General features: G+C 61.8%; 10 protein-coding genes and 1 tRNA gene. All 11 read left to right on the forward strand.

Features of this window, described 5'->3' with window-relative positions; all coding sequences use genetic code 11:
- Positions 1–86 (forward strand): EF-Tu C-terminal domain-related protein (locus NKH04_RS32630; RefSeq protein WP_502898581.1); only part of this gene is annotated, 86 nt, incomplete at its 5' end.
- Positions 87–245: 159 nt separating this feature from the next.
- Complete coding sequence (locus NKH04_RS32635) at positions 246–1,931, forward strand: COG3904 family protein (protein ID WP_352975147.1); 1,686 nt, start codon at positions 246–248, stop codon at positions 1,929–1,931.
- Positions 1,932–2,028: 97 nt separating this feature from the next.
- Positions 2,029–2,511, forward strand: a complete 483-nt coding sequence (locus tag NKH04_RS32640) for a group II truncated hemoglobin (protein ID WP_352684787.1) — start codon at positions 2,029–2,031, stop codon at positions 2,509–2,511.
- A gap of 128 nt (positions 2,512–2,639) precedes the next feature.
- Positions 2,640–3,155 carry a hypothetical protein gene (locus NKH04_RS32645; RefSeq protein WP_352975145.1) on the forward strand — a complete coding sequence of 172 codons (516 nt, stop codon included), beginning with the start codon at positions 2,640–2,642 and terminating at the stop codon, positions 3,153–3,155.
- Between the two features lie 77 nt (positions 3,156–3,232).
- Positions 3,233–3,308, forward strand: a tRNA-Trp gene (locus NKH04_RS32650).
- 364 nt (positions 3,309–3,672) lie between these two features.
- Positions 3,673–3,876 (forward strand): preprotein translocase subunit SecE, encoded by a 204-nt coding sequence (gene secE / locus NKH04_RS32655; RefSeq protein WP_023680439.1) that lies wholly within the window; start codon positions 3,673–3,675, stop codon positions 3,874–3,876.
- Between the two features lie 27 nt (positions 3,877–3,903).
- Entirely contained in the window at positions 3,904–4,431 is a 528-nt protein-coding gene (gene nusG, locus NKH04_RS32660; protein ID WP_006333333.1) for a transcription termination/antitermination protein NusG, read from the forward strand.
- Positions 4,432–4,591: 160 nt separating this feature from the next.
- On the forward strand, positions 4,592–5,020 hold the full coding sequence (gene rplK / locus NKH04_RS32665; RefSeq protein ID WP_023680440.1) for a 50S ribosomal protein L11: 429 nt from the start codon (positions 4,592–4,594) through the stop codon (positions 5,018–5,020).
- A 4-nt stretch (positions 5,021–5,024) separates the two neighbouring features.
- Positions 5,025–5,723: a 50S ribosomal protein L1 gene (gene rplA, locus NKH04_RS32670; protein WP_352975143.1), complete on the forward strand. Its 699-nt coding sequence runs from the start codon at positions 5,025–5,027 to the stop codon at positions 5,721–5,723.
- 393 nt (positions 5,724–6,116) lie between these two features.
- Positions 6,117–6,635 carry a 50S ribosomal protein L10 gene (rplJ, locus tag NKH04_RS32675; protein ID WP_008875657.1) on the forward strand — a complete coding sequence of 173 codons (519 nt, stop codon included), beginning with the start codon at positions 6,117–6,119 and terminating at the stop codon, positions 6,633–6,635.
- 54 nt (positions 6,636–6,689) lie between these two features.
- The gene (gene rplL, locus NKH04_RS32680; protein WP_023680442.1) at positions 6,690–7,067 is read left to right on the forward strand and encodes a 50S ribosomal protein L7/L12; all 378 of its coding nucleotides are present in this window, start codon (positions 6,690–6,692) and stop codon (positions 7,065–7,067) included.
- Positions 7,068–7,184 lie beyond the last annotated feature (117 nt).

Raw genomic sequence — 7,184 nt, forward strand, 5'->3', positions numbered from 1 at the left:
TCGCCATGGAAGAGAAGCTGCGCTTCGCCATCCGTGAAGGCGGCCGCACCGTCGGTGCCGGCATCGTCGTCACCATCACAGAGTAGTCGCCGGCGCTGCCGGTTGAGATCGGATGCAAAGGGGCGGTCTTCGGGCCGCCCTTTTGATTCTGATATTCTGGCAATGGATTAACCGCATTGCTTCAAATCCTGTTGCAAGCGCCTCTGCCATAACTAGTATAGGTTGCATCGAGGGGGGCTGCCCGAATGGTTCCATGGCGCCGTTTGCATAGTCAGGCATGGTGGTCGCTAGGGCTGATCTGCCTGGTGTCGTTGCTTGCCATGGGCCACGCTGCCTTCGCAGCGGATGCAAAGAAATCCACGCCGGAAAAATCCGCGCCGGATTTCGGCCCGACGATGCGGTTCGTCGTCGTGCGCAGCAGCGCGCCGGGCTGCGAGCCGACCTGTCCGGAATGGATATCGGCGGAAGGCTCGATAGAAGCCGGCACGCCGGCCCTGTTCAAACGCGCGCTGAAAGCGCTTGGCGGCCGAAAGCTGCCGATCGTCGTCGATTCCCCCGGCGGCAATGTCGAAGCGGCGCTGACACTTGGTCGCCTGATCCGCAAGAACAAGCTCGATATCGCCGTCGGCAAAACCCGCTTCGTCGGCTGTCTGCCAGATGTGAAGAACTGCAAGGAAAACGACGGCAAGAGCGCCCGTTATTTTGGCAATGCTTATGCCGATGGCGCCATCTGCAATTCCGCCTGTCCGTTGATGTTTTCCGGCGGCATCCGGCGCGTGGTAGGCGAATGGGCCTTTCTCGGCGTCCATCAGATCACCACGACCTATATCCGGACGAAATTGCTGTACCGCACCACCTACCGCATGGTGAAGGGCAAGAAGAAGATTCTCAGCACCAAGGTCGTCAGCCGGAAGAACGCCGGCAGCTACAAGACCTATGAGATGAACAAGCCGCTGGAGCGGAAGCTGGCGGCCTATCTGAAGGAGATGGGCGTCGGCCTGGGTGTGCTCGAGACCATGAAAAGCACACCGGCCAGCGGTATCCAGCAATTGGCTCCCTACGACATGCTGCAAATGAATCTCGTCACCAGCCGGGATGCCGTCGACCTGCTGACCGCGCCAACCCTATGCGCGTCCGATCCGTTGCCGGCGAGTTGCAGGGAGGTGCCAGCGCCGGCGAATATCACGAAGCCGGCCGGCGAAGTGGTGGCGAAAGCCGAGCCTGCACCCGCAGGGCTCGAAACCCCGCGGCCCAAGGAGGTCGCAGACATGCGCTTCGTCCTGGTCCGCGGCAGCAACCCGCTTTGCAATCCAAACTGCCCGGAATGGATCTCGGCCGAAGGCGCGATTGCGCCTCAGACCCCGCAGAAGCTGCGCCAGTTGCTCGCCATGCTTGGCAACCGACGGCTGCCGGTGGTGGTCAGCTCACAAGGAGGCGACCTGTTCAGTGCTCTGGCGGTGGGGCGACTTATCCACGAAAAGAAGCTCGACATCGCTGTCGCCCGCACCGATTTCGTTGGCTGCGACCCGGGAGAGTGGAGTTGCTTGGCTAAAGAGGGCGCCTATGCCGGCCTGACCGTCGATTCGGGAGCGGCATGCGATTCGGCCTGCGCGCTCATGCTTGCCGGCGGCGTCAGACGGTTTGTCGGTCCGCAAGCGCGGCTCGGCATGTACCTGATGGGACAGCAGCAGATAATTAAGACCTATCTCGAGGACATGGCGATTGGTCCCGGTCTGTTCGCCGCGCTCGAGCAGCGCTCGGTCGAGCGCCAGCTCGAACCAGACCTAATGCTGAAGGTTGGACTGACGACGGGGCCGCAATCGGTGGACGCGCTGACGGGCGCCACCATCTGCAAGTCGTCGCCGAAGCCCGACAACTGCCGCGTTCTGCCGTCCGCCAGCGCCGAGGCAGAGACGCCGGCGAAGCTTTAGCGCAACCTTGCACTGCCCATCGAGGCAGGTTGAGCGGCGCTCGGTGTTTCCGCTATCGTCCTGCGTGGTTGAAGACCAGTCAGGTGAGAAATCGCGAATGAGCCAGGATGTCCCGACATTGTTTGAATGGGCCGGCGGCTCCGAAGCGCTGAACCGCCTGACCCAGACCTTCTACGACAGCGTCTCTCGGGACCCCATCGTCGGGCCGGTGTTCAAACATATGTCGCCGGACCATCCCGCTCACGTCGCAGCCTTCATCGGCGAAGTCTTTGGCGGACCGAAAACCTACAGCGAAAAGCATGGCGGCCACCGCGAGATGGTGATGCACCATCTCGGCAAGCATCTGACCGAGGAGCAGCGCCGGCGCTGGATCAATCTTCTCGCCGACGCCGCCGACGAGATCGGGCTGCCTGACGATCCCGAATTCCGCTCGGCTTTCATGGCCTATGTCGAATGGGGATCGCGGCTGGCCAGGATGAACTCCAACAAGGGCCCGACCTGCGACCCCGAGACGGAACCAATGCCGGCCTGGGGTTGGGGGGTGCCGGGCGGCCCCTACAAGCCGCCTTCGGGAACCTGACCGCGCGCGATCGGTCGAAAGCCTGCCGGCCAGGAAAACGGGTGGCTATGGAGGTCTCGGTCCTCCAGGCTAACGGTTTAAAGTCACCGTCGAATGGCGGGGCCACATTGAAAACCGGAGGCTTTGCGATGAGATCGGAAGGCAAGAAAAATTCAGACAGCGCCTTTGACAGCGGTCGCGGAACTCGAAACCCGTTCGGTGTGATGGATGTCCCCAGTCCCGACGACGAGGAGGTGTCGGCGTTCGCCGCCGGCGTGAAACTGGAGGGAACTCCAAGCGATGAAAATGCCGAGGCCTGGGGCACCGACCGCGACCGCGACCGCAACGACACCATCGAAGGCAGCTGGTCCAGCCGATGGAACGGCGGTGCTGATCCCACGATCCCGGGCGATACCGAGGATAAATGGAAGTCCGGCCGGGGCGAGGTGAAGACGGCGGGAGAGAGGGTTTACCTGCTGTTCGATTGGCATGATGGCGTGCGCAAGGGGCTCATCGATGCGCGGCGCGAGGGTGCGAAAGGGCTGGTTGGAAAATACATCAATCTGACCGACCCGGAAATCGTGCGTCCCTGGGTCGGCTTGATCGTCAGCAATCAACGGATCGACGGGAAATGGCCGGGAGGACGCCTGGACTTTCGAAGATGAAGGCCGGGTAGCGCACGTCGCTCTTTACAGAGCGCGCGGAAGCTTTTAGGAAGCGCCTGCTGCGCCGACATGCGCATACGGGCATAGCTCAGTTGGTAGAGCGGCGGTCTCCAAAACCGCAGGTCGTAGGTTCGAGCCCTGCTGCCCGTGCCATTCTTTGAATGGATACCTAAAAACGATTCTTTTGCAGTGCGGCCTTTGAAAATCGGCTTGTGACTTGCCATATGGCACAAGTTGCGGCATAAGGGCCGCATAGCCGGGACGGGACGACTGGATGGTTCCGAGGCGGCGTTTGGCCATAAAGCGGACACTTGCCACTTGCGTGGATCAAGAATCGGTTTTATGTAGACGAGACAGACACGCGACGCGTGGAGCTGGGAAGCCGGCTTTACGCGTCTGATTTGCATGGGCGAAATGATTGCGCTGATTCGGCGCGAACGCACGCTCAAGCGGCACGTCCCGGCCAGCGGGATCATCCAGGAGGCCCGGCCAACGGGTCTTGCAGACAGAGCGGCATATGGCTTCGAAAACCACAAATCCCTTCACCTTTCTCCAGCAGGTTCGCGCGGAGACCGCCAAGGTCACTTGGCCGTCGCGGCGCGAAACGATGATCTCGACGGTGATGGTCCTTGTGTTCGCGGTCATCGCGATGATCTTTTTCTTTACCGCAGACGTGGCCATGGGCTTTGCGGTCGAAAAAATCCTCGGCCTCGGACAGTAAGTCCGGCGATTACGGAGAAGTCTTGAAATGACCGCGCGGTGGTACATCGTCCACGCCTACTCGAACTTTGAAAAGAAGGTCGCCGAGGACATTGAGAACAAGGCCAAGCAGAAGGGCCTGTCCGCCGACATCGAGCAGATCGTGGTGCCGACCGAGAAGGTCGTCGAGATCCGCCGCGGCCGCAAGGTCGATGCCGAGCGCAAGTTCTTTCCGGGCTATGTGCTGCTGAAAGCCAATCTGACCGACGCCGTGTTCTCGCTCGTCAAGAACACGCCGAAGGTCACCGGTTTCCTGGGCGACTCCAAGCCGGTGCCGATCACCGAAGCCGAGGCCCAGCGTATCCTGAACCAGGTTCAGGAAGGCGTCGAGCGGCCGAAGCCGTCGGTGACGTTCGAGATCGGTGAAGCGATCCGCGTTTCGGATGGACCATTCGCGTCGTTCAACGGTTTCGTCCAGGAAGTGGACGAGGAGCGGGCGCGGCTCAAGGTGGAAGTATCGATCTTCGGGCGCGCTGTGCCAGTCGATCTGGAATTCGGACAGGTCGAGAAGGGCTGATCCGAAATCCCTGCACCGGATTCGGCGGCAGGGAAGGCGGCGCGGAGATCGCGCGGCCAAAAACGGGTGGGAGGCGAATGCGGCTTTAGCCGGCCGCGCGGACCGCACCACCAGACTGCAACCGCCGGCAAGAACGGCATGAGAAAAGGCAGGAAGAGAGATGGCTAAGAAAATTGCAGGCCAGCTCAAGCTCCAGGTTTCCGCGGGATCGGCCACGCCGTCGCCCCCGATCGGCCCGGCGCTTGGTCAGCGTGGCATCAACATCATGGAGTTCTGCAAGGCATTCAACGCGCAGACCCAGGAAATGGAAAAGGGCTCGCCGGTTCCGGTCGTCATCACCTACTACCAGGACAAGTCGTTTACCTTCGTCATGAAGACGCCGCCGGTGAGCTACTTCCTGAAGAAGGCTGCCAACCTGAAGTCGGGCTCGAAGGAGCCGGGCAAGGTCAAGGCCGGCACGATCGGCCGCGACAAGGTGCGCGCCATCGCCGAGCAGAAGATGAAGGATCTGAACGCAAACGACGTCGAGGCGGCCATGCGCATGGTCGAGGGCTCCGCCCGCTCGATGGGTCTGGAAGTGGTGGGCTGAGATCATGGCAAAGATTGCAAAGCGTGTATCGAAGACCCGCGAAGGCATCGATCCCAACAAGGCTTACGCTTTGAGTGAGGCGCTGAAGCTGCTCAAGGATCGCTCCTCGGTGAAGTTCGACGAGACGATCGAAGTCGCGATGAACCTCGGCGTCGACCCGCGCCATGCCGACCAGATGGTCCGCGGCGTGGTCAACCTGCCGAACGGCACCGGCCGCAGCGTTCGCGTCGCCGTGTTCGCGCGTGGCGACAAGGCCGAGGAGGCCAAGGCCGCCGGCGCCGACATCGTCGGAGCCGAGGATCTGGTCGACATCGTCCAGAAGGGCACGATCGACTTCGACCGCTGCATCGCCACGCCGGACATGATGCCGCTGGTCGGCCGTCTCGGCAAGGTGCTCGGTCCGCGCGGCATGATGCCGAACCCGAAGGTCGGCACCGTCACCACCGACGTTACCGCCGCCGTCAAGGCATCGAAGGGCGGCGCCGTCGAGTTCCGCGTCGAGAAGGCCGGCATCGTTCACGCCGGCGTCGGCAAGGTCTCGTTCGACGTCAAGGCGCTGGAAGAAAACGTCCGCGCCTTCGCTGACGCGGTGACCAGGGCAAAGCCGGCTGGTGCCAAGGGCAACTACGTCAAGAAGGTGTCGGTCACCTCGACGATGGGCCCGGGCCTCAAGCTCGACGTCTCGACGCTCGCTGCGTCCTGATACGAAACAATTGGATCGGCCGCTAAAACGCTGATCCGTGAAAGAATTCCGGGCCTCCGACCTGTCGGCGGCCCGGTACCGGAAGTCGAAAGGCTTCCGGACGTCCTGTCCGAGATTGCAGGCGGCCCCCAAACCTTAGGTGATGTGGGCCTTAATTCATGTGGGCCTGCATGAGACGGGTGAAGACCGGACAAAGGAGCCACAAGCTCCAATGAAAGGTTCGAACCGTGTTTGCCTTTTGTCTGCGCACCGTCCGGCTTCCCGGCAGGTGTGGCGAAAGGGGGCAGGATCCTCGAGCGTCGTTCGGGAGATCCGTTACTGGATGGCCCGGCCGGCAAAAGGCAACCCGACGCCTGTCCTTCGTAGAGGGCAGGGGTCAACTGGAGATAGGCAGTGGACAGAGCGGAAAAACGCGAACTCGTCACGGGCCTGAATGATGCGTTCTCAAGCGCTGGTTCAGTCGTCGTGGCCCACTACGCCGGTATCACCGTCGCGCAAATGAACGACCTTCGGTCGAAAATGCGCGCCGCCGGTGGCACCGTCAAAGTCGCGAAGAACCGTCTCGCCAAAATCGCTCTTCAGGGCACGGACTCCGCATCGATCATCGAACTGTTCAAGGGACAGACGCTGATCGCCTATTCGGAGGATCCGATTGCGGCGCCGAAGGTCGCGTCCGATTTCGCCAAGGGAAATGACAAGCTCGTCATTCTCGGCGGCGCAATGGGCACCACCTCGCTCAATGCCGACGGTGTAAAGGCACTCGCCACACTTCCGTCGCTCGATGAGCTGCGCGCCAGGCTGGTTGGCATGATCGCCACGCCGGCAACCCGGATCGCCCAGATCGTCAATGCGCCTGCGGCTTCGGTCGCGCGCGTCATCGGCGCTTACGCCCGGAAGGACGAGGCGGCATGAGGCCGTTCCTCGCTATCACAAACACACGTTCGAACCTTATGAAGGAACATTGCAATGGCTGATCTGGCAAAGATCGTAGACGACCTTTCGAAGCTGACCGTCCTCGAGGCGGCCGAGCTGTCGAAGCTTCTTGAAGAAAAGTGGGGCGTTTCCGCCGCTGCTCCGGTGGCGGTTGCCGCTGCCGGCGGTGCTGCGGCCGCTGCTGCTCCGGTCGAGGAAAAGACGGAATTCGACGTCGTCCTCACCGAGGCAGGCGCTCAGAAGATCAACGTCATCAAGGAAGTTCGCGCCATCACCGGTCTTGGCCTCAAGGAAGCCAAGGACCTGGTCGAGGCGGCTCCGAAGCCGGTCAAGGAAGCCGTTTCCAAGGCCGACGCGGACAAGTTCAAGGCCCAGCTGGAAGCAGCCGGCGCCAAGGTCGAACTGAAGTAAGCGTTGAGTACCGGCGGCCCGCGGGGCGCCCGCCCCCCCCCCAATAGAGTCGGAAGGGGGCGGGGGAAACCCAAAACTGGGCAAAACACATTAAGGAAGGCGGCCAAAGTATAATTT

The organism is Mesorhizobium sp. M1365, assembly GCF_040317865.1.
GTDB lineage: Bacteria > Pseudomonadota > Alphaproteobacteria > Rhizobiales > Rhizobiaceae > Mesorhizobium.